19 protein-coding genes are annotated in these 21822 nt (G+C 65.8%); 16 read left to right on the forward strand and 3 right to left on the reverse strand.

Annotated elements, in window-relative coordinates; genetic code table 11:
- The first annotated feature begins 11 nt into the window (after window positions 1-11).
- The 4 genes from puhE to bchJ all read left to right on the forward strand — a co-directional run bounded on the left by puhE (window position 12) and on the right by bchJ (window position 4639).
- Window positions 12-1064: a putative photosynthetic complex assembly protein PuhE gene (gene puhE / locus ACQR1D_RS25340; RefSeq protein ID WP_316183321.1), complete on the forward strand. Its 1053-nt coding sequence runs from the start codon at window positions 12-14 to the stop codon at window positions 1062-1064.
- Complete coding sequence (gene hemA / locus ACQR1D_RS25345; protein ID WP_434894101.1) at window positions 1061-2272, forward strand: 5-aminolevulinate synthase; 1212 nt, start codon at window positions 1061-1063, stop codon at window positions 2270-2272. Before puhE ends, hemA begins: the two co-directional genes overlap by 4 nt.
- Window positions 2273-2367: 95 nt before the next feature.
- Window positions 2368-3972, forward strand: a complete 1605-nt coding sequence (bchE, locus tag ACQR1D_RS25350) for a magnesium-protoporphyrin IX monomethyl ester anaerobic oxidative cyclase (protein ID WP_434840098.1) — start codon at window positions 2368-2370, stop codon at window positions 3970-3972.
- A 1-nt stretch (window position 3973) separates the two neighbouring features.
- Window positions 3974-4639, forward strand: coding sequence for a bacteriochlorophyll 4-vinyl reductase (bchJ, locus tag ACQR1D_RS25355; protein WP_434840099.1), 666 nt, complete (start codon window positions 3974-3976; stop codon window positions 4637-4639).
- A gap of 48 nt (window positions 4640-4687) precedes the next feature.
- On the opposite strand, the gene ACQR1D_RS25360 is transcribed toward bchJ, so the two are convergent.
- On the reverse strand, window positions 4688-5608 hold the full coding sequence (locus tag ACQR1D_RS25360) for a LysR family transcriptional regulator (protein WP_434894100.1): 921 nt from the start codon (window positions 5606-5608) through the stop codon (window positions 4688-4690).
- 146 nt (window positions 5609-5754) lie between these two features.
- On the opposite strand from ACQR1D_RS25360, the gene ACQR1D_RS25365 reads away from it, so the two are divergent.
- The 9 genes from ACQR1D_RS25365 to ACQR1D_RS25405 all read left to right on the forward strand — a co-directional run bounded on the left by ACQR1D_RS25365 (window position 5755) and on the right by ACQR1D_RS25405 (window position 15531).
- The gene (locus tag ACQR1D_RS25365; protein WP_315803475.1) at window positions 5755-6810 is read left to right on the forward strand and encodes a class 1 fructose-bisphosphatase; all 1056 of its coding nucleotides are present in this window, start codon (window positions 5755-5757) and stop codon (window positions 6808-6810) included.
- A 35-nt stretch (window positions 6811-6845) separates the two neighbouring features.
- Window positions 6846-7721 (forward strand): phosphoribulokinase, encoded by an 876-nt coding sequence (locus ACQR1D_RS25370; protein ID WP_315803476.1) that lies wholly within the window; start codon window positions 6846-6848, stop codon window positions 7719-7721.
- Window positions 7718-9745, forward strand: a complete 2028-nt coding sequence (gene tkt / locus ACQR1D_RS25375; protein ID WP_434840100.1) for a transketolase — start codon at window positions 7718-7720, stop codon at window positions 9743-9745. Before ACQR1D_RS25370 ends, tkt begins: the two co-directional genes overlap by 4 nt.
- Window positions 9746-9789: 44 nt before the next feature.
- Window positions 9790-10872, forward strand: a complete 1083-nt coding sequence (fba, locus tag ACQR1D_RS25380) for a class II fructose-bisphosphate aldolase (protein WP_315803478.1) — start codon at window positions 9790-9792, stop codon at window positions 10870-10872.
- Window positions 10873-10907: 35 nt separating this feature from the next.
- Window positions 10908-12368 carry a form I ribulose bisphosphate carboxylase large subunit gene (locus ACQR1D_RS25385; RefSeq protein ID WP_434840101.1) on the forward strand — a complete coding sequence of 487 codons (1461 nt, stop codon included), beginning with the start codon at window positions 10908-10910 and terminating at the stop codon, window positions 12366-12368.
- A 75-nt stretch (window positions 12369-12443) separates the two neighbouring features.
- On the forward strand, window positions 12444-12863 hold the full coding sequence (locus ACQR1D_RS25390) for a ribulose bisphosphate carboxylase small subunit (RefSeq protein ID WP_316183328.1): 420 nt from the start codon (window positions 12444-12446) through the stop codon (window positions 12861-12863).
- A gap of 163 nt (window positions 12864-13026) precedes the next feature.
- Window positions 13027-13971 (forward strand): CbbX protein, encoded by a 945-nt coding sequence (cbbX, locus tag ACQR1D_RS25395; RefSeq protein WP_315803503.1) that lies wholly within the window; start codon window positions 13027-13029, stop codon window positions 13969-13971.
- On the forward strand, window positions 13968-14690 hold the full coding sequence (locus tag ACQR1D_RS25400) for an HAD-IA family hydrolase (protein ID WP_316218904.1): 723 nt from the start codon (window positions 13968-13970) through the stop codon (window positions 14688-14690). Before cbbX ends, ACQR1D_RS25400 begins: the two co-directional genes overlap by 4 nt.
- A 148-nt stretch (window positions 14691-14838) precedes the next feature.
- Window positions 14839-15531 carry a TetR/AcrR family transcriptional regulator gene (locus ACQR1D_RS25405; protein WP_315803482.1) on the forward strand — a complete coding sequence of 231 codons (693 nt, stop codon included), beginning with the start codon at window positions 14839-14841 and terminating at the stop codon, window positions 15529-15531.
- A gap of 9 nt (window positions 15532-15540) precedes the next feature.
- Here ACQR1D_RS25405 and ACQR1D_RS25410 read toward each other — a convergent pair whose 3' ends face one another.
- Window positions 15541-16128 carry a PepSY domain-containing protein gene (locus ACQR1D_RS25410; protein WP_316183329.1) on the reverse strand — a complete coding sequence of 196 codons (588 nt, stop codon included), beginning with the start codon at window positions 16126-16128 and terminating at the stop codon, window positions 15541-15543.
- 591 nt (window positions 16129-16719) lie between these two features.
- On the opposite strand from ACQR1D_RS25410, the gene ACQR1D_RS25415 reads away from it, so the two are divergent.
- Window positions 16720-17535: a lytic murein transglycosylase gene (locus ACQR1D_RS25415; RefSeq protein ID WP_316183330.1), complete on the forward strand. Its 816-nt coding sequence runs from the start codon at window positions 16720-16722 to the stop codon at window positions 17533-17535.
- Between the two features lie 95 nt (window positions 17536-17630).
- Here the strand turns inward: ACQR1D_RS25415 and katG are convergent, their stop codons facing one another.
- Window positions 17631-19808, reverse strand: coding sequence for a catalase/peroxidase HPI (gene katG / locus ACQR1D_RS25420; RefSeq protein ID WP_434840102.1), 2178 nt, complete (start codon window positions 19806-19808; stop codon window positions 17631-17633).
- 226 nt (window positions 19809-20034) lie between these two features.
- On the opposite strand from katG, the gene ACQR1D_RS25425 reads away from it, so the two are divergent.
- A complete protein-coding gene (locus ACQR1D_RS25425) occupies window positions 20035-20964 on the forward strand; it encodes a hydrogen peroxide-inducible genes activator (protein WP_315803486.1) in 930 nt (309 codons plus the stop codon).
- A gap of 387 nt (window positions 20965-21351) precedes the next feature.
- Window positions 21352-21678: a hypothetical protein gene (locus tag ACQR1D_RS25430; RefSeq protein WP_434840103.1), complete on the forward strand. Its 327-nt coding sequence runs from the start codon at window positions 21352-21354 to the stop codon at window positions 21676-21678.
- Window positions 21679-21822 lie beyond the last annotated feature (144 nt).

Raw genomic sequence — 21822 nt, forward strand, 5'->3', positions numbered from 1 at the left:
AGGAGCCGGCCATGGGCGCGACCGCGATTGCCATTCCCTATGTCGTGTTCGTCTGGTGGTTCTCGACCGGCGCCGTGCTGGCGCTGGTCGGGCTCGCCGCCCGCCATCCGGCCGCGTTCAAATGGGGCACGGCCGCGGCGTTCGTCGCGGCCCTGTCGGGCGTCGCGGTGTCGAGCCAGGCCGCCGAGGACGCCAACGCCTATTGCGCCTTCACCTGCGCGATCCTGCTGTGGGGCACGGTGGAGATGTCGCTGCTCGCCGGCTGGATCACCGGCCCACGCCCCGAGCCGTGCCCGCGCGACTGCACGCCGGCCTCGCGCGTCGGCTTCGCGCTGCAGGCGATCGCCTATCACGAGCTGGCGCTGATCGCGACCGCTGGCCTCGTCTTCGCGGTGACATCGGGCGCGCCCAACCGTCTGAGCTGGTGGACCTTCGCCGCGCTGCTGGTGCTCAGGCAGAGCGCGAAGATCAATTTGTTCCTCGGCGTGCGCACCCTGAACGACGAACTGCTGCCGCAGCAGGTCCGCTTCATGCGCAGCTATTTCGCCAAGAAGTCGACCAACCTGCTGTTCCCATTCTCGATTGCCGCGGCGACCACCGCGACCGTGCTGGTCGCTGCTGCCGCGCTCGGCGCCAAATCCTCTTTCGACGGCGTCGCGCTGTCACTGCTCGCCTCGTTGATCGCGCTCGGCCTGCTCGAGCATGGCTTCATGGCGCTGCCGATGCCGGTGATCAATCTGTGGCGCTGGAGCGCGCCAGTCGAGCCGGCGATGGCGACCGTCGCTGCCATCCCGGCACCGGCGCCCGTGATGCCGATGGCGCGTCCCGTGCTGGCCGTCGTGCCGGCCACGCCTGAGGTGGAGCGCCCCATGCCTGCGCCAAAGACGTCGATGTCGGCGCAGAAGACTGCTGCGGCCCTGGCGCGGCAGCGGCTCGAAGAACAGTTTCGCCAGGCCTATCGCCAGGCCCGCGCTGACGCGCAGGCGCAAACCATCACCGGACTGGCCGCGGTGTCGGTCACGCCGCCGGTCGATCCGAACACAGCACAGGGGGGAGTACCATGAACTACGAAGACTATTTCCGCCGCCAGCTCGACGGTCTCAGGCGCGAAGGACGCTACCGCGTGTTCGCCGACCTCGAGCGCAAGGCCGGCGCCTTCCCGCGTGCGACCTATCGTGGTCCCCATGGCGAGCGCGATGTCGCGGTGTGGTGCTCCAACGACTATCTCGGCATGGGCCAGCACCCCAAGGTGCTGGAGGTGATGCACGAGGCGCTCGACCGCTGCGGTGCCGGCGCCGGGGGCACCCGCAACATCAGCGGCACCAACCACTATCATGTGCTGCTGGAGGAAGAGCTCGCCGACCTCCACGGCAAGCAGGCCGCGCTGCTGTTCAATTCGGGCTACGTCTCGAACTGGACCTCGCTGTCGACCCTGGCGGCGCGCATGCCCGGCTGCGTGATCCTGTCCGACGAGCTCAACCACGCCTCGATGATCGAGGGCATCCGTCACAGCCGCTGCGAGACCCGGATCTGGCGCCACAACGACGTCGCCGATCTCCGCGACAAGCTGTCGGATCTCGATCCCAAGACGCCGAAGCTGATCGCGTTCGAGAGCGTCTATTCGATGGATGGCGACATCTCGCCGATCTCCGATATCTGCGACGTCGCCGACGAATACAACGCCATGACCTATCTCGACGAGGTCCACGCCGTCGGCCTGTACGGCCCGCTCGGCGGCGGCATCTCGGAGCGCGACGGCGTCGCCGATCGCCTGACCGTGATCGAGGGGACCCTGGCCAAGGCGTTCGGCGTGATCGGCGGCTACATCACGGCGTCCAGCACCGTCTGCGATTTCGTCCGCAGCTTCGCCTCCGGATTCATCTTCTCCAGCTCGCTGCCCCCCGCGGTCGCCGCCGGCGCGCTCACCAGCATCCGGCATCTCAAGGCGAGCAATGTCGAGCGTGCAAGGCATCAAGACCGCGTCGCGCGGCTGCGCCGCCGGCTCGACGAGGCCGGCGTCAGCCATCTCGACAATCCCAGCCACATCGTGCCGGTGATGGTGCGCGACCCCGTGCTGTGCAAGCGGATCAGCGACGTCCTGCTCGACCGCTACGGCATCTATGTGCAGCCGATCAACTATCCGACGGTGCCACGCGGCACCGAGCGGCTGCGCATCACGCCGTCGCCTTATCACTCCGATGCGGACATCGAGCATCTGGTGTCGGCGCTCTCGGAGATATGGGCCGAGATGGGCCTCGCGCTGGCGGCCTGACGGAAGAGGAATCGCACGGCGTTTGAGCCATATCAATTTGTCAATCTAACTTGACGTTACGATTGTTGGACAAATTGATAGTCGGGGAGAACGCCGTGCGGATCTTGTTGCTGCATCCGAATTATCACTCCGGCGGCGCCGAGATCGCCGGTAACTGGCCGCCGGCCTGGGCGGCCTACATCTCCGGCGCGCTGAAGGCCGCGGGCTTCACGGACCTTCGCTTCATCGATGCGATGACCAACGATCTCTCCGAGGATCAGGTCCGCGCCATTCTGCGCAGCGAACAGCCTGACGTGATCGGCTGCACCGCGATCACACCCTCGATCTACAAGGCCGAGCGGCTGCTGGAGATCGCCAGGGAAGAGCATCCCGACGCGCTCACCGTGCTCGGCGGCATCCACGCCACCTTCATGTACCAGCAGGTGCTGACCGAGGCGCCGTGGATCGACGCCATCGTGCGCGGCGAGGGCGAGGAGATCATCGTCGACCTGATGCGCGCCCGCGAGGACGGCCGCTGGGACAACGACCGCCGCAGCATCAGGGGCATCGCCTATCGCGACGGCTCGGAGGTGGTGGCCACGGTGGCGGCGCCGACGGTGAAGAATCTCGATGCGATCACGCCCGACTGGAGCGTGCTCGAATGGAGCAAATACATCTATATCCCGATGAACAAGCGCGTCGCCATCCCCAACATGGCGCGCGGCTGCCCGTTCACCTGCAGCTTCTGCTCGCAGTGGAAGTTCTGGCGCGACTATCGCATCCGAGACCCGAAGAGGGTGGTCGACGAGATCGAGACACTGATGCGCGAGCACGATGTCGGCTTCTTCATCCTCGCCGACGAGGAGCCGACCATCAACAAGAAGAAATTCGTCGCGTTCTGCGAGGAGCTGATCCGGCGCGACCTCAAGATCCTCTGGGGCATCAACACCCGCGTCACCGACATCCTGCGCGACGAGGCGCTGCTGCCGTTGTACCGCAAGGCCGGCCTGATCCACGTCTCGCTGGGGACGGAAGCCGCGGCGCAGATGAAGCTCGACCGCTTCAACAAGGAGACCACGGTCGCGCAGAACAAGAAGGCGATCCAGCTGCTGCGCGACGCCGGCATCGTCGTCGAGGCGCAGTTCATCGTCGGCCTCGAGAACGAGACCCGTGAGACCCTGGAGGAGACCTACCAGATGGCGCGCGACTGGAAGCCGGACCTCGCCAACTGGGCGATGTACACGCCGTGGCCGTTCTCCGACCTGTTCCGCGACCTCGGCGACAAGGTCGAGATATTCGACTACGAGAAGTACAATTTCGTCACGCCGATCATGAAGCCCGACGCGATGGACCGCGGCGAGCTGCTCGACGGCGTCATGAACAACTACCGCCGCTTCTACATGCACAAGGCGCTGTTCTCGTACCCGTGGGCCGGCTCGGGCGAGCGCAGGCGCTATCTGCTCGGCTGCCTCAAGGCGTTCCTGAAATCCGGCTTCGAGCGGAAATTCTACGATCTTGGCCGCGTCAATTACTGGGGGCCGCAGTCCAAGGGCAAGGTCGATTTCGGCTTCGATACGTCGCGCAAGCGCGCTGATCCCGGCAAGATCGAATGGAAGACGAGCCATAATCGCAAGCTGAGCGGACCGCAGCAGGCCCAGCTGATGGCCTGCGGCGGCGGCACCGAGCAGATGAGCGAAGAGGCCGAGACGAGGGTGCACTGACATGCACAGCACGCGCGCTCAGCATGTTCCGCTGCGGCGCGCGGCCGCTACGTCGGACCATGCGGACGGTCTCGCTGAAAGCCACATCGCCGGGCGCATCGGTCCCAATGCGATCATCCAGACCGCGGAAGCCTTGCGTCTGCTGCACGGCGAGGAGGCAGCGCGCTGCGTGTTCGCGGCCGCGCGGCTCGACACCTATCTCGCGACGCCTCCAGCGGCGATGGTCGACGAAGCCGAGGTCTCGCGGCTCCATCGTGCGCTTCGGACCGAGCTCGACGACGAGACCGCGCGTGCCGTCAGCACCAGGGCAGGGCGGTTGACCGGCGCCTATCTGCTCGCGCATCGCATCCCCGGCGCGGCGCAACGTGTGCTCCGGCTGCTGCCGGCCCGGCTCGCGAGCCGCGCGCTGACGCGGGCGATATCCGCGCATGCCTGGACGTTTGCCGGGACCGGCACCTTCACCGCACGCCCGGGCCGGCCCACCATCTACCAGATCAGCCATTGTCCGCTGTGCCGCGGCCATCACGGCGATCACGCCATCTGCGACTTCTACGCTGCGACCTTCGAGACGCTGTTCGCAACGCTCGTGCACCCCGACGCCCATGCGCGTGAGATCGCCTGCGAAGCCTGGGGTGACGAGGCCTGCCGGTTCGAGATCGAGTGGTGAGACGGCGCCATGCGAGACGCGACGCCGCCTTGGCATCGGGTGTTGCACTCAGCTCGGCAGAAATCGCGCGCCTTCCTTGCCGAGGAAGTCCAGCATCGCCTGCGCCGGCGGCAGCAGCAGCTTGTCGGCACGCCGCACCGCGTGCCACTGCCGGATGATCGGCAGGCTCGCGACCTTCAACGTGACCAGCCGCCCCTCGCTGAGCTCATGGGCGACCGTGTGCTGCGAGATGAAGGCGATGCCGAGGCCGGCGATGACGGCCTGCTTGATGGTCTCGTTGCTGTCCATCTCCATGCTGGTCTTTGGCTTCAGACCATGCTTCTCGAAGAATGCCTCCATCAGCAGACGGGTGCCTGATCCCGGCTCCCGGGTGATGAACACCTCGCCGGCGAGATCCTCGGCCGCGATCCGCTTGCGGCGCGCCAGCCGGTGGTTGGCGGGGGCGATGATGATGTGCGGGTGCTTGCCGAAGGGCCGCATATCCACGGGAACGTCGGCCGGTGGCCGGCCCATGATGGCAATGTCGAGATCATAGCCGCGCAGCGCCTCGCGCAGGCTGTCGCGGTTGCCGATCCGCAAGGTGACGTCGATCTTGGGGAAGCGCCGCGAAAATTCCGCGATCGCAAACGGCACGAAATATTTCGCGGTGCTGACCGCGCCGATCGCCACGCGGCCGCCGCTGCGTCCGGCGAGAATGTCGAGCGCCTGCTCGCAATCCTGCAAGGCGGCCTCGACGCGTTCGGCCAGCGCCAGCACGCTGCGCCCGGCCTCGGTCAGGATCATGCCGTCGGTGGTGCGCTGGATCAGCGGCAGCCCGGCGAGCTCCTGAAGATTGCGGATCTGCAGGGTGACGGCAGGCTGAGTGAGGTTCAAACGGCCGGCCGCTGACGTCACCGACCCCGAGTTCTGCACGGCGGCCAGCGCCCGAAGCTGGCGGATGGTGAGATCGCGGGAGAAATGCCGGCTCATGGAACCCTCGATGAGATCGTTCACATAAGGAAAACTTTGGTCTATCCAAAGATATTGAAATTTCCCTAATTAGGCAAATCGAGTGTTGATAGCAGCGCGGCACGACGCATTCGTGCGGCTTCATCAAGTTCCCGGCAGAGGATCTGATGGCGAGGGAGTGGCCCATGGATCACCAGATGGATCATCATCAGACATTGCAGGCACATCTGGCGGCGCAGGGTGCCGACGCCGATTGCGCCGCGGTCATCGCGGCTCTGGCCGGGGCGGCGCGCGAGCTCGCGCGGCAGATCGCGGTGGCGCCGCTGTCCGGCGTCGACGAAGGCGCTGCCACCGTGAACGCCGACGGCGACGTCCAGAAGGCGCTCGACATCGTCGCCGACAACCTGATGCGGGATGCGCTGCGCCGGGCTCCGGTCGCTGGCATCCTGTCCGAAGAGGGCGACCGGCCGGAAACGGTCAATGCTGCTGCCCCACTTTGCGTGGCGATCGACCCGCTCGACGGCTCGTCGAACCTGCAGAACAACATCTCCGTCGGCACCATCTTCTCGATCCGCCCGCGGGGGCGCGACGTGCTCTCCAGCTTCTTCGAGCCCGGCACGGCACAGCTTGCCGCCGGCTTCTTCGTCTATGGACCGCAGACCTGCCTGGTGCTCGCGATCGACCATCGCGTCGATCTCTACGTCCTGCACCCGACCTTGCACGAGTTCATGCTCGCCAAGTCCGGGATCCGCATCCCGCAGGATACGCCGGAGTTCGCCATCAACGCGTCGAACCGCCGGCACTGGAGCGGGACCGTGCGCAACTATGTCGACGAATGCCTGTCGGGCGCCGCCGGCCCGCGCGGCCGCGACTTCAACATGCGCTGGATCGCCTCGCTGGTCGCCGAGGCCTATCGTATCCTGATGCGCGGCGGCGTGTTCCTCTATCCGGCCGACTCCCGCCCGGGCTATCGCGAGGGCCGGCTGCGGCTGGTCTACGAAGCGCATCCGATGGCGCTGATCATGGAATGGGCCGGCGGCTCGGCCTCGAGCGGCCGCGCGCGCATCCTCGAACTGTCGGCGCGCTCGCCGCATCAGCGCGCGCCGCTGATCATGGGCGACGTCCGCCTCGTCCGCGACGTCGACCAACTGCATGAGGGCATCGAGCCGCTGTTCGAAACCAGCGATGCGCCCCTGTTCGCGCGGCGCGGCCTGTTCCGCTGAGCCTGCCTGCCGAACGCGCCTTCCGGAGAAAGTTCATGTCACGTCGTCATCCCATCATCTCGATCACCGGCTCGTCGGGCGCCGGCACCACGTCGGTCAAGAAGACCTTCGAGAACATCTTCCGCCGCGAGAACGTCAAGGCGGCCTATATCGAGGGCGATGCCTTCCATCGCTACAATCGCGAGGAGATGCGCCGCAAGATGGTCGAGGAGGCCGAGCTCGGCAACAAGCACTTCAGCCATTTCAGCCCCGACACCAATCTGTTCGAGGAGCTCGAGAAGACCTTCCGCGACTACTCCGAGACCGGCACCGGCATGACGCGCCACTACGTCCACGACGAGGAGGAGGCGCGGCTCTACGACACGAGGCCCGGCAACTTCACCGAGTGGAGCCGGCTGCCGGAGGACTCCGACCTGCTGTTCTACGAAGGCCTGCACGGCGCGGTCGTCACCGAGAAGGTCAACATCGCGCAGCACGCCGATCTGAAGATCGGCGTCGTTCCGGTGATGAACCTGGAGTGGATCCAGAAGCTGCACCGCGACCGCGCGTCGCGCGGCTACACGACCGAGGCGGTCACCGACACGATCCTGCGCCGCATGCCAGACTACGTGAACTACATCATCCCGCAGTTCTCGGAGACCGACATCAACTTCCAGCGTGTGCCGACGGTCGACACCTCGAACCCGTTCGTTGCCCGCTGGATCCCGACGCCCGATGAATCGATGGTCGTGATCCGGCTGAAGAACCCGCGCGGCATCGACTTTCCCTATCTGCTCTCGATGATCCCGCAGAGCTTCATGTCGCGCGCCAATTCGATCGTGATCCACGGCGCCAAGCTCGATCTCGCGATGCAGCTCATTCTCACCCCCATGATCATGCAACTGATGGACCGAAAGAGGCGCACGCTATGACCGCCAACGCCGTGCAGACGCTGGCTCCGAAAGCCGATCCCAGCCATGCCGAGATGGCGAACGCCATCCGCTTCCTGGCAATCGACGCCGTCGAAAAGGCGAAATCGGGTCATCCAGGCATGCCGATGGGCATGGCCGACGTGGCAACCGTCCTTTTCTCGCGCTTCATGAAATTCGATCCCGCCGATCCGGCCTGGCCCGATCGCGACCGCTTCGTGCTGTCGGCCGGTCACGGCTCGATGCTGCTCTATGCGCTGCTGCATCTGACCGGCTACGAGGCCGTCACGATCGATGAGCTGAAGCGGTTCCGGCAATGGGGCGCCAAGACGCCGGGCCATCCGGAGTATGGCCACACGCCCGGCGTCGAGACCACCACCGGTCCGCTCGGGCAGGGCATCGCGACGGCGGTCGGCATGGCGCTCGCCGAGCGCCTGATGAACGCGCGCTATGGCGACGATCTGGTCGATCACTACACCTACGTGATCGCCGGCGACGGCTGCCTGATGGAGGGCATCAGCCACGAGGCGATCTCGCTCGCGGGTCATCTCAAGCTGAATCGCTTGATCGTGTTGTTCGACGACAACCGCATCTCGATCGACGGCTCGACCGATCTCGCCTGCTCGGATGATCAGCTCGGACGCTTCGCCGCGTCGGGCTGGGCGACGTCCCGCATCGACGGCCATGATCCCGAAGCCATCGAGGCTGCGATCGCTGCGGCGCGGCAGAGCAACCGCCCCAGCATGATCGCGTGCCGGACCACGATCGGCTTCGGCTCACCCGGACGGCAGGGCTCGGAGAAGGCGCATGGCGCGCCGCTCGGGCCGGAAGAGGTCGAAAAGACCCGCGCGGCACTGCACTGGCCGCACCGTCCGTTCGAGGTCCCGGCCGACGTGCTGGTGAGCTGGCGCGAGATCGGCGCGCGCGGCCGCAGCGTGCGCCAGGCCTGGAAGGAGCGTGCGCGCAGGCTGTGCACCGCGGACCGCTCGCCCTGTCATGATGCGCTGAACAGGAAGCTGCCGGCCGCCTATGCCGAGCGCATGGCGCAGTTCATCGCGCAGCTCACGGCCGAGCGGCCGAAGATCGCCACCCGCCAGGCGTCGCAGAACGTCATCGATGTGATCGCGACGGTGCTGCCGAACCTGCTCGGCGGCTCGGCGGACCTGACCCACTCCAACCTGACCAAGGCGAAGACGCACAAATCCGTCACACCGGCCGCGATGGATGGCAACTACATCCACTATGGTGTGCGCGAACACGCGATGGCTGCGGCCATGAACGGCATCGCGCTGCATGGCGGCTTCATTCCCTATGGCGGCACCTTCCTTGCCTTTGCCGACTACAGCCGGCCGGCGATTCGCCTGGCCGCGCTGATGGGCATCCGCGTCATTCACGTGATGACGCATGACTCCATCGGCCTCGGCGAGGATGGCCCGACGCATCAGCCGGTCGAGCATGTCGCGAGCCTGCGCGCCATTCCGAACCTCCTGGTATTCCGCCCAGCCGACGCGGTCGAGACGGCGGAAGCCTGGGACTGCGCGCTGCGCGCGGAGACCTCGCCGTCGGTGCTGTGCCTGTCGCGGCAGGGGCTGCCGGCGTTCCGTACCGAAGCATCTGATCAAAACAAGGTGGCGCTCGGCGCCTACGTGGTCGTCGAGCCCGAGGCTGGGCGCGACGTGACCTTGATTGCGACCGGCTCGGAGGTGGCGATCGCGCTGGAGGCGGCCAAGCTGCTGGCGGCCGAAGGCGTCCAGGCGGCCGTGGTGTCGGCCCCCTGCTTCGAGCTGTTCCGCAAGCAGTCCGCCGAGTATCGCGCCGAGGTGCTCGGCGCTGCGCCACGCATCGGAGTCGAAGCCGCGATCGAGGGTGACTGGGCGCGCTGGCTCGGCGATGCCGGCGAGTTCGTCGGCATGCACGGCTTCGGCGCCTCGGCGCCGGCCGAGGTGCTGTACCGCGAATTCGGCATCACGCCTGCGGCGGTCGCCGATGCGGCGATGCGCAACATCATCCGGGCGCGGGCGTCCTGAGCCGCGCCACCATTCAGAACATCGAAACAGGGACGGAGACCAACATGGCGCGGATCACGCTCAGACAATTGCTGGACCATGCGGCCGAGCGCGGCTACGGCGTGCCGGCGTTCAACATCAACAACATGGAGCAGGGGCTCGCGATCATGGAGGCGGCCGCGGCGGTCGATGCCCCCGTGATCATCCAGGCCTCGCGCGGCGCGCGCACCTATGCCGGCGACATCATGCTGTCGAAGATGATCGACGCGCTGGAGGAGATGTATCCGCAGATCCCGCTCTGCCTGCATCAGGACCACGGCAACGACGAGGCGACCTGCGCCACCGCGATCAAATACGGATTCACGTCCGTGATGATGGACGGCTCGCTCAAGGCCGATGCCAAGACGGCCGCCGACTACGACTACAACGTCGACATCACGCGCCGCGTGACCGACATGGCGCATTGGGTCGGTGCCTCGGTCGAGGGCGAGCTCGGCGTGCTGGGCTCGCTCGAGCATGGCGGCGGCGAGCAGGAGGACGGCCACGGCCTCGAAGGCAAGGTCAGCCGCGACCAACTGCTGACCGATCCCGACCAGGCGGTCGATTTCGTCCGCGCCACCAAGGTCGATGCGCTGGCGATCGCGATGGGCACCTCGCATGGCGCCTACAAGTTCTCGCGCAAGCCGGATGGCGAGATCCTCGCCATGAACGTGATCGAGGAGATCCATCGCCGGCTGCCGAACACGCATCTCGTCATGCACGGCTCGTCCTCGGTGCCGCAGAGCCTGCAGGACATGTTCAACCAGTTCGGCGGCGAGATGCCGCAGACCTGGGGCGTGCCGGTCGAGGAGATCGTGCGCGGCATCCGCCACGGCGTCCGCAAGGTCAACATCGACACCGACTGCCGGCTGGCGATGACGGCGATCTTCCGCAAGGTCGGCGCGTCGTCGAAGGTCGAGTTTGATCCGCGCAAGTTCCTGAAGCCGGCGATGGACTCGATGCGTGATCTCTGCCGCGAGCGGTTCGAGCAGTTCGGCGCCGCCGGCAACGCCTCGAAGATCAAGGTGCTGCCGCTGTCGGAGATGGCCAAGCGCTACCGCTCCGGCGCGCTCGATCCGCGAATTGGGGGAATGACTGAAGCTGCCTGACATCAACGGCGATAATGAACATTCAGGAGGAATACATGAACGACCAATCGATCACCGTCCGCGGCAAGGATCGCTACAAGTCCGGCGTGATGGAATACAAGAAGATGGGCTACTGGGAGCCGTCCTACCAGCCCAAGGACACCGATGTCATCGCGCTGTTCCGCGTCACGCCGCAGGATGGCGTCGACCCGGTCGAGGCGTGCGCTGCCGTCGCCGGTGAATCCTCGACCGCGACCTGGACAGTGGTGTGGACCGACCGCCTGACCGCCGCCGAGAAGTATCGCGCCAAGTGCTACCGGGTCGAGCCGGTGCCGGGCTCGCCGGGCAGCTATTTCGCCTACATCGCCTATGATCTCGACCTGTTCGAGCCGGGCTCGATCGCCAACCTGACGGCCTCGATCATCGGCAACGTGTTCGGCTTCAAGCCGCTGAAGGCGCTGCGGCTCGAAGACATGCGGCTGCCGGTGGCCTATGTGAAGACGTTCCAGGGGCCGGCGACCGGCATCGTCGTCGAGCGCGAGCGGCTCGACAAGTTCGGCCGTCCCTTGCTCGGCGCCACCGTCAAGCCGAAGCTCGGCCTGTCCGGCCGCAACTATGGCCGCGTCGTCTATGAGGCGCTGAAGGGCGGTCTCGACTTCACCAAGGACGACGAGAACATCAACTCGCAGCCCTTCATGCACTGGCGCGAGCGCTTCCTGTACTGCATGGAAGCCGTCAACAAGGCGCAGGCGGAGACCGGCGAGATCAAGGGCACCTACCTCAACGTGACAGCGGCGACGATGGAGGACATGTATGAGCGTGCCGAGTTCGCCAAGGAGCTCGGCTCGACGATCATCATGATCGACCTCGTGATCGGCTACACCGCGATCCAGTCGATGGCGAAGTGGGCGCGCCGGAACGACATGATCCTGCATCTGCATCGCGCCGGGCACTCGACCTACACCCGGCAGCGCTCGCATGGCGTCTCATTTCGCGTCATCGCCAAGTGGATGCGGCTCGCGGGCGTGGACCACATCCATGCCGGCACCGTGGTCGGCAAGCTCGAAGGCGATCCCAACACGACCCGCGGCTACTACGACATCTGCCGCGAGGACTTCAACCCGATGCGGCTGGAGCATGGCGTGTTCTTCGACCAGAACTGGGCGAGCCTGAACAAGCTGATGCCCGTGGCCTCCGGCGGCATCCATGCCGGCCAGATGCACCAGTTGCTCGACCTGCTCGGCGAGGACGTCGTGCTGCAGTTCGGCGGCGGCACCATCGGCCATCCCCGCGGCATCGCCGCCGGTGCGACGGCCAACCGCGTCGCGCTGGAGGCGATGATCCTGGCCCGCAATGAGGGCCGCGACTACGTGCATGAAGGTCCTGAGATCCTGGCCAAGGCGGCACAGACCTGCACGCCGCTGCGCGAGGCGCTGGAGATCTGGAAGGACGTCACCTTCAACTACGAATCGACGGACTCGCCGGACTTCGTGCCGACCGTCACCCCTGCCGCTTGAACCACGTTCGATGCGTCGCCGTGCTGCGGGCCGGACATCGGCTCGCCCGGCAGCACAACATCAGGAGATTTCAACATGCGCGTGACCCAGGGTTGCTTTTCTTTCCTGCCCGATCTGACCGACGAGCAGATCACGGCCCAGATCCAGTACTGCCTCGAGAAGAATTGGGCCGTGAACATCGAGTTCACCGACGATCCGCATCCTCGCAACACCTATTGGGAGATGTGGGGCCTGCCGATGTTCGACCTGCGCGACGCCGCCGGCATCATGCGGGAGCTCTCCGAATGCCGGAAGATCTATGGCGACCGCTACATCCGCATCTCGGCCTTCGACTCCAGCCATGGCTGGGAGTCGATCCGGCTGTCCTTCATCGTCAACCGGCCGCAGAACGAGCCGGGCTTCCGGCTCGACCGCCAGGAAACCGTCGGGCGCAATCTGCGTTACTCGACGCGGTCCTATGCGGCCGAGCGCCCTGAAGGCGAGCGCTACTCATAAGAACACTGCGCCGAAGTCCCGTCCCGTCGGGGGAGGGGACTTCAGCGCCGGCTCTGCCGCATTGATCAAGTCCGATTCGACGGCGTCCCCTGCTTGCCGGAGTTCGCGGGAGGATCTGCCGCCAGCGTGTGCGAACTTCGGCCAAGCGGAGCACCAGCCCATGATGCAGGCCACGCAGGCGGATGCCGACAAGGCCACGCCGGTCGACACCGTCGACCTGCGCCGCGAGTTCGAGAGCGTCGACATCGCACCCGTGCTGGAGCAGCTCGACCGCGAGCTGGTCGGGCTCACCCCGGTCAAGACGCGAATCCGCGAAATCGCCTCGCTGCTGATGATGGAGCGGATCCGCCGCAAGATGGGGCTGGCGACGACGTTTCCGACCTTGCACATGTCGTTCACCGGCAATCCCGGCACCGGCAAGACCACGGTCGCGCTGCGCATGGCCGGCATCCTGCATCGGCTGGGCTTCGTCCGCCGCGGCCACGTCATCAGCGTGACCCGCGACGATCTCGTCGGCCAATATATCGGCCACACCGCGCCGAAGACCAAGGAGGTGCTGAAGAAGGCGATGGGGGGGGTCCTCTTCATCGACGAGGCCTATTATCTCTACCGTCCCGAGAACGAGCGCGACTACGGCCAGGAGTCGATCGAGATCCTGCTGCAGATCATGGAGTCGCAGCGCGAGGACCTCGTGGTCATTCTTGCCGGCTATGCCGACCGGATGGAGAAGTTCTTCCAGAGCAATCCCGGCTTCCGCTCGCGCATCGCCCACCACATCGACTTCCCCGACTATTCGGAAGCCGAGCTGCTGACGATCTCCGAGATGATGCTGGAGGGGCAGAACTACCGCTTCACGCCGGAGGCCCGCGCCGCCTTCGAGAAGTATATCGCCGTCCGGCGCACCCAGCCCTTGTTCTCCAACGCGCGCTCGATCCGCAACGCGCTGGATCGGATCCGCCTGCGCCAGGCCAACCGGCTGGTGTCGCGGCTCGACCGCGTGCTGACGTCCGATGACGTGATGTCGATCGAAGCCAGCGACGTGCTGGCAAGCCGCGTGTTCGCCAAGGGGGCCGACGCGGGAGACGGCAGGGTGGAGGCGCAATCATGAGTCTGGCTCTGGTGAGGAACGCGCCGCTCGACGACCTCCGGCGCCGCATCGCCGACGCCGGCGCACTGATCTTCGACGTCGACGGCACGATGGCCGAGACCGAGGAGATCCATCGCGAGGCCTTCAATGAGGCGTTCGTCGCGGTGGGCATAGACTGGCACTGGGGCCGCCGCATCTACAAGGAGCTGCTGCGTGTCACCGGTGGCAAGGAGCGCGTCCGTGCGTTCGACCAGATGCGGCGCACGGGTCCGCCGCTCAGCGACGCCGTCGTTGCCCGGCTTCATCGCATCAAGACGGAGCGGTTTGCCGCGCTGATGGCCGACAAGGGCTGCCCGTTGCGCCCGGGCGTTCAAGCCTTGCTGGAGGCTGCCTCGGCCCGCGGGCAGCGGCTCGCGATCGCGACGACGACCACGCGCGGCAATATCGATGCCCTGTTGGCGCCCGTGCTGGGCGCCGACTGGGAGGCAGGATTTGCCGCCGTCGTGGCGGCCGACGATGTCGCGCGCAAGAAGCCCGCACCGGATGTCTACCTGGAGGTCTTGTCGCAGCTCGATCTACCCGCGGCCAGTTGCATCGCGATCGAGGACTCCGGTAACGGGTTGATGGCTGCGAGCCGCGCCGGCGTTCCCGTGCTGATCACGCGCAGCCTCTACTTTCACGACGACACGTTCGACGGTGCGCTCGCCGTGCTCGATGACCTCGGGGAGTTTGTTGCCTGAGGTATTTTGAGGTGTTTGTGGTGATACGTTGCCGATTATGTACGCCACCATGCGCATAGCCGCGTGGCGTGGTCGTTCTATTGCCGTCTCGACAAGAACGTGTAATCCCTTGACGACATGTCTTCATGTCGAGTCGAGGTCGTTGAGTATGGCCCGCACGCAGGCCAAATTGAAACGTACGGACGTTGCCCGCACGGAAGCGTTTCGCGGGCGGGTGGGACGGCCGCCGAAGGCGCTCGCTGGAAACATCGAGGAGCGTATTCTGGACGCTGCGCGCGCGGTGTTTCTCGAGCGTGGCTTCGACGGTGCCAGCATCGACGAGATCGCTGAACGCGCTCCCGCCAGCAAGCCGACGATTTATGCCCGATACACCGGCAAGGCCGCCTTGTTTGCCGCCGTCGTCGCGCGCTCCATCAACGACGTGATGAATCTGGGATCCTACACGCCGGTGGCCGGCACCGCACAGGAGAAACTGGTCGGACTTGCCATCGCCATCGTCGATCGCGCGCTGAAGGACTCGCTGGGATTGTTACGGGTCACGATCGGGGAGGCTTACCGGTTTCCCGATCTCAGTTGTCAGTTTCATGACGTCTCACGCAAACGGGCCGCCCATGCCGTGGCGGTGCTGCTCGGCGAGACGATCGGCGCCTCGGCCACGACCGCCCGCCGGACGCCGTCGAAGGCGTCGGCCGCCTCTGCCGAGATCTTCATCGATCTGATCGTCATGCCGGTGATCATGCGCTCGCTCATGGGCGAGAGCGAAAGGACGATCCGCAGGGAGCTGCCCGGCTTCGTCCGTGACCGGGTCAAGACGTTCCTGACGCTGCAGCCGAAGGCGTGAGCGGCGCGATCAGCGTCGCCGCAGCGATGACGGTTCGAGCGTCACCTGCTTGAGATCGTTGCCGCTGACGACGACCACGACGAAGGCGAGCTTGCCGTCCTTGTTCATCAGGCCGCCACTGATCGCCCGGCCGGCCGCCGAGCGCTCGGCGATCCGAATCGCATCCGACATCTTGAGCCGGACCGTGGTGAGGGCAGCCAGGCTGTTACGGTCGCTTTCGCTCAGTCCATCCACGGTGGAGAACAGCACGCTGTTGCGCACCTTTGCCGTGGTGCCGTCGATGTCGGATTCCCAGATCCGTCCGCTCTGCAGGGTTCGGACCTTGTAGACGGGGGCGTCGAGCCCACCTTCGAAGCTGATGTCCGCGGTCTTGGAGCCCGGATGAATCCTCTCGGCGATCCGCAGCGCCTGGTGCAGTGACACCTCCGTCCGCCGGAACTTGTCGAGCTCGCGATCGATCGTCTCCTGACTCAGAGCCGGATCGGTGGAGACTTGTGGATCCCTCTCGGTCTGCATGCCGCTGCCGGTCCCGGCGACGGCGTGCGCCAGGGGAGTCCACGACAGCAGGATCAAGCTCAAAAGAATGATTCGTTTCATGACGGCCTGCTGTCTCCGATCTCGGTCGGTGCTTGTAGAGCATTCCCTTGGGAAACGGTTGCGATAAAACGAAACTGTATCGTTTTATAATGATGGCCGGAGGACCTGTCAAGGTTGGCTTCCCCGGGAGGTGTCTGGATCCAGAAGGAACCCATTCCTGCGCGGCTCTCGAGGCCGCGGACGAACGGAGCGGAGATCGTCGTCGAGGCCGACGATCTCGACGCTGGTGACTCACCCGACCATGCGCGAACGCGCCCGCGCGTCTCACGCCGCTCTTGCTAAACGAAACCGTATAATAATGCCGGGCGGGCCGAACTCCGATGCGGCCGCAGTCGGCATCGCGATTTCAGAAGGTGATCGTTGGAACCCGCATGGCGATCGGTTCCGCCAGCGGTGCTGGTGCGCACACAGGCGATGGTCGACGCCCGTTCATCTGCGGCTAATTCCCGCCCGGCTATGATTTTCTTCCATTTCCGATAGGTTGTCGCCGTTGCAAACCGGGGCAGCCGATATGACCGCCGCCAGCGGCGTCCGATGTCCCGCAGGATAATGGTGCGAGCCGCATCGGCGGACGCGACCAGAGGAGTCTGAATGAGCAAACGCCGGGCCATGATCACCTTCACGTTCACCGCCGCGACGCTGCTCGCTGCCTGCGGCGGCGTTGCGCAAGCGGCGCAGTGCGGCTCGTCGCCGGCGGGGTTCGAGGCGTGGAAGCGCGAGTTCAGCGAGGAGGCGAGGGCGAAGGGCGTCGGCGGCACCGCGATATCAGCGCTGATGCAGACCAACTACGCCTCGGCGACGATCGCGGCCGATCGTGGCCAGCGCAGCTTCTCGCTGTCGCTCGATCAGTTCCTCGTCAAGCGCGGCGCTGCTGCGATCGTCGCGCGCGGGCGCCAGCTCAAGCAGTCGCAGGCCGCGATGTTCGCCTCGATCGAGCAGCGCTACGGCGTGCCGCCCGGACCGCTGATCGCGATCTGGGGCATGGAGAGCGCGTTCGGCAGCCAGCGCGGCAATCAGCACATGCTGTCCTCGATCGCGACGCTCGCCTATGACTGCCGCCGTCCGGAGTTCTTCACCGACCAGCTCTATGCCGCGCTCAAGCTGATCGACCGCGGCGTGCTTTCTGGCAACACCCGCGGCTCGATGCATGGCGAGGTCGGGCAGACCCAGTTCATGCCGAAGAACATCCTGGCCTATGGCGTCGGCAATCTCGACGTCGCCGCCAATGCGCTCGCCTCGACGGCGAACTTCCTGCGTGCCAATGGCTGGAAGGCGGGCGCCGGATATCAGCCGGGCGAGCCGAACTTCGCAGCCATCGAGGCCTGGAACGCCGCCGGCGTCTATCAGAAGGCGATCGCGCTGATGGGCCGCCAGATCGACGGCGGCGGCTCGGCCGCGGCGCGCTGACAGGCTCGCGACTGATAAGCCTGTTCCATCAAAAAAGCGGCGCTTCATCGCTGAAGCGCCGCTTCTCTGTATGAGCAGTCAGTCGGCGTCTCGCCTCAGGCCTTCAGCTCGAACCGGTCGAGGTTCATCACCTTGGTCCAGGCGGCGACGAAGTCCTTGACGAACTTCTGCTTGGCATCCGAGCTCGCATAGACCTCGGCCAGCGCGCGCAGTTGCGAGTGCGAGCCGAAGATGAGGTCGGCGCGGGTGGCCGTCCACTTGATCGCGCCGGTCTTGCGGTCGCGGCCCTCGAAGGTGTGCTCGCCCTGATCGACCGGACGCCAGGCCACGCTCATGTCGAGCAGGTTGGCGAAGAAGTCGTTGGAGAGCGTCTCGGTCTGCGCGGTGAACACGCCATGCTTGGAGCCGTTGGCATTGGCGCCGAGCACGCGCAGGCCGCCGACCAGCACGGTCATCTCCGGTGCGGTCAGGGTGAGCAGTTGCGCCTTGTCGACCAGCAGCTCCTCGCCGGACAGCCACTGCTTGCCGCTGAGATAGTTGCGGAAGCCGTCATGGGTCGGTTCGAGCACCGCAAACGATTCGACGTCGGTCTGCTCCTGCGAGGCGTCGGTGCGGCCCGGCGCGAACGGCACCGTCACCTCGACGCCGGCCTTCTTGGCGGCCGCCTCGACACCGGCATTGCCGGCCAGCACGATCAGGTCGGCGAGCGACACCTTCTTGCCGCCGGCCTGCGCGTTGAACTCCTTCTGGATGCCCTCGAGCGTCGAGAGCACCTTGGCAAGCTCGGCCGGGTTGTTGACCGCCCAGTCCTTCTGCGGGGCCAGACGAATGCGCGCGCCATTGGCGCCGCCGCGCTTGTCCGAGCCGCGGAAGGTCGAGGCCGAAGCCCAGGCGGTCGAGACCAGCTGAGAGACCGACAGGCCCGAGGCGAGGATCTTTGCCTTCAGCGACGCGACGTCCTTGTCATCCACGAGCGGATGATCGACGGCCGGCACCGGATCCTGCCAGATCAGGTCTTCCTTCGGCACCAGCGGGCCGAGGTAGCGCACCTTCGGGCCCATGTCGCGATGGGTCAGCTTGAACCAGGCGCGGGCGAAGGCGTCGGCGAACTGATCCGGATTCTCCATGAAGCGGCGCGAGATCTTCTCGTAGGCCGGATCGAAGCGCAGCGCGAGGTCGGTGGTCAGCATCGACGGCGCGTGGCGCTTGGACTTGTCGTGTGCGTCCGGCACCGTGTTGGCGCCGGCGCCGTGCTTCGGCTTCCACTGGTGCGCGCCGGCCGGGCTCTTGGTCAGCTCCCATTCATAGCCGAACAGATTCCAGAAGAAGTTGTTGCTCCACTTGGTCGGCGTCGTCGTCCAGATCACCTCGAGGCCGGAGGTGATGGTGTCGCCGCCCTTGCCCGAGCCGTATTTGCTGGCCCAGCCGAGACCCTGCTGCGCGATGTCGGCGCCCTCAGGCTCCGCCCCGACCAGCGACGCGTCACCCGCGCCGTGGGTCTTGCCGAAGGTATGACCGCCGGCGATTAGCGCCACCGTCTCTTCGTCGTTCATCGCCATGCGGGCGAAGGTCTCGCGGATGTCGCGCGCGGCCGCCAGCGGGTCGGGGTTGCCGTTCGGGCCTTCCGGGTTGACGTAGATGAGGCCCATCTGCACGGCAGCGAGCGAGCCCGCGAGCTGACGGTCGCCGCTGTAGCGCTCGTCGGCGAGCCACTTGCCTTCGGGACCCCAATAGATGTCCTGCTCGGGCTCCCAGGTGTCGGCGCGGCCGCCGCCGAAGCCGAAGGTCTTGAAGCCCATCGATTCCAGCGCGACGTTGCCGGTCAGCACGAACAGGTCGGCCCAGGAGATCTTCTGGCCGTATTTCTGCTTGATCGGCCATAGCAGGCGGCGGGCCTTGTCGAGGTTGGCGTTGTCGGGCCAGCTGTTCAGCGGCGCAAAGCGCTGCTGACCGGTGCCGGCGCCGCCGCGGCCGTCGCCGATGCGATAGGTGCCGGCGGCATGCCAGGCCATGCGGATGAAGAGCGGACCATAATGACCGAAGTCCGCCGGCCACCAATCCTGCGAATCGGTCATGAGCGCGTGCAGGTCCTTGATCACCGCGTCGAGATCGAGGCTCTTGAATTCCTTGGAGTAGTCGAACGTCTCGCCGAGCGGATCGGACAGGTTCGAGTGCTGATGCAGGACCGACAGATTGAGCTGGTTCGGCCACCAATCCTTGTTCGAAAATCCCTTCAAGCCGCCCGAAAACGGGCACTTGCTGACGTCATCCATGTTTGCCTCCTGACGTGATCGTCATGGTTCCCCCTGGGGGAGCCGGGACCCTACGCGGCTACTTCGATCAGGGGAAATTGAGATTGATGATCATAACGATAAGATTATCTGATGAACGCGGTGTGACGCCCGTCCAAACGCAAAACGATGCCAGACGTTGGCGACACACCTCAGGCTTGTAGTCAGGGAAAATTGACTTCGCGCCGGTGAGCGATAAGATAATCTGATGATACATTTGACGATGCGGCAGCTTCGCTATTTCGACGCGCTGGCGCGTCTGGGGCATTTCGGCCGCGCCGCCGAGGCCTGTGCGATCTCGCAGCCGGCGCTGTCGATGCAGATCAAGGAGATGGAGGAGGCGCTCGGCGGCGTGCTGCTGGAGCGCAACGCCCGTCAGGTCGTGCTGACCCGGTTCGGCGAGCAGCTCGCCGAACGCGTCCGCGAGATCCTGCGCTCGGTCGACGAGCTCGGCGACTTCGCCCGCGCCTCGCGCGACAAGCTCACCGGCCGGCTGCGGCTCGGCATGATCCCGACTGTCGCGCCTTATCTGTTGCCCAAGGTGATCGGGAACTTGACGCGCAAGCATCCCGAGATCGACATCCACGTCCGCGAGTCCAAGACGCCGACCTTGATCGAGGAACTGGTCGAGGGCCGCCTCGATGCGGCGATCGTCGCGCTGCCGGTCTCGGAGCCCTCGCTGACCGAGGTCGCGCTGTTCGCGGAGAACTTCCTGCTGGTGCGGCCGCCGGAATATGAAGGCGCTGACGTGCCGAGCAGCGAGATGCTGCGCGAGATGCGGCTGCTGTTGCTGGAGGAGGGGCACTGCTTCCGCGACCAGGCGCTGTCGTTCTGCAACATGCAGGCGCCGCGCGAGATGCTCGATGCCTCCTCGCTGTCGACCCTGGTGCAGATGGTCGGCGCCGGCATGGGCGTGACGTTGATTCCGGAGATGGCGGTCGGCGTCGAGACGCGCTCGGCGTCGGTGTCGCTGGCGCGCTTCGCCGATCCGCAGCCGCAGCGCACGGTCGGCATGGTCTGGCGCAAGACCAGCCCGCTCGCCAAGCAACTGATGCAGATTTCCGAGATCGTCGGCAGCGCGGCCGAGGGTCTGCGCAAGCAGGCCGCGGCAGCGCAGGGCCGCAAGCGGCGCGGCTGAGCGCCGCGCGTGACGACGCCGGCTGACGCCAATCCTGCTTCCCGCCCGCGCCGTGTAGGAACGATCCGTCGTCGTGGCCCGTCACGTGCGGCTTTCCATGGCATAAGTCTTGTATCGATCTCCGCGAGCGGTCGAACGTACGACGCGCACGCGGGGTGGCGATGCCGCCGGATCGTGATCTCGGTCGGTTGGCTCGCCGCTCGCGCCGATTGCTGATCGAGGCTGCGCACCTGGAGAACGGTCCATGCCTGAGCCCCTTCGACATGAGGGCCTCCGTCATTGCGGGGAGCGACGCGACGAGGCAACCCAGAGTCCCGCGATGGTTCTGGCTTGCTTCGCTGCGCTCGCAAGGAGAGAGCTCGTTCGGGGATGTGGCGAGGAGGTCGGGTGAAAATTGACGAGCGTGATGATGGCGTCCTGGCCTTTGTCGACACTGACGGCCGCATCTGGGCGCAATGTGCGCGTCCCTCTCAATATGCCGCCGACACCGACTACGTGATTGAAGGCCCGCTGAGCGGCTTTATCTACGAGGAGGGGACGTTCACGCCGGACAGCGAACAGGCGTTTCGCGCCTGGCTCGACGACCGCTTGATCAGCGACGGGATATTCCATGTCCAGGACAAGGAGACGGCGCTGTCCTTGTGTCGGCGGATCGCGGTGGCCGCGCGCGACATCCTGACCGACCGGTCGGCCTCGTCCCGTTGCCCGCGCTGATCTCTTCATCTTCCGGTAATAATAATTCTATTGCGTAATTTCAGAAATTGTGCTTATCTGTGCGTACCCCGCCTCGAGCAGAGGGACGTACGCGTCGTCACGATACGTTGAGGTGGGCTGCGATGGACGTGACGGCTGCGCCAG

It is taken from the genome of Bradyrhizobium sp. HKCCYLRH2047 (assembly GCF_051168175.1).
Classification (GTDB): Bacteria; Pseudomonadota; Alphaproteobacteria; order Rhizobiales; family Xanthobacteraceae; genus Bradyrhizobium.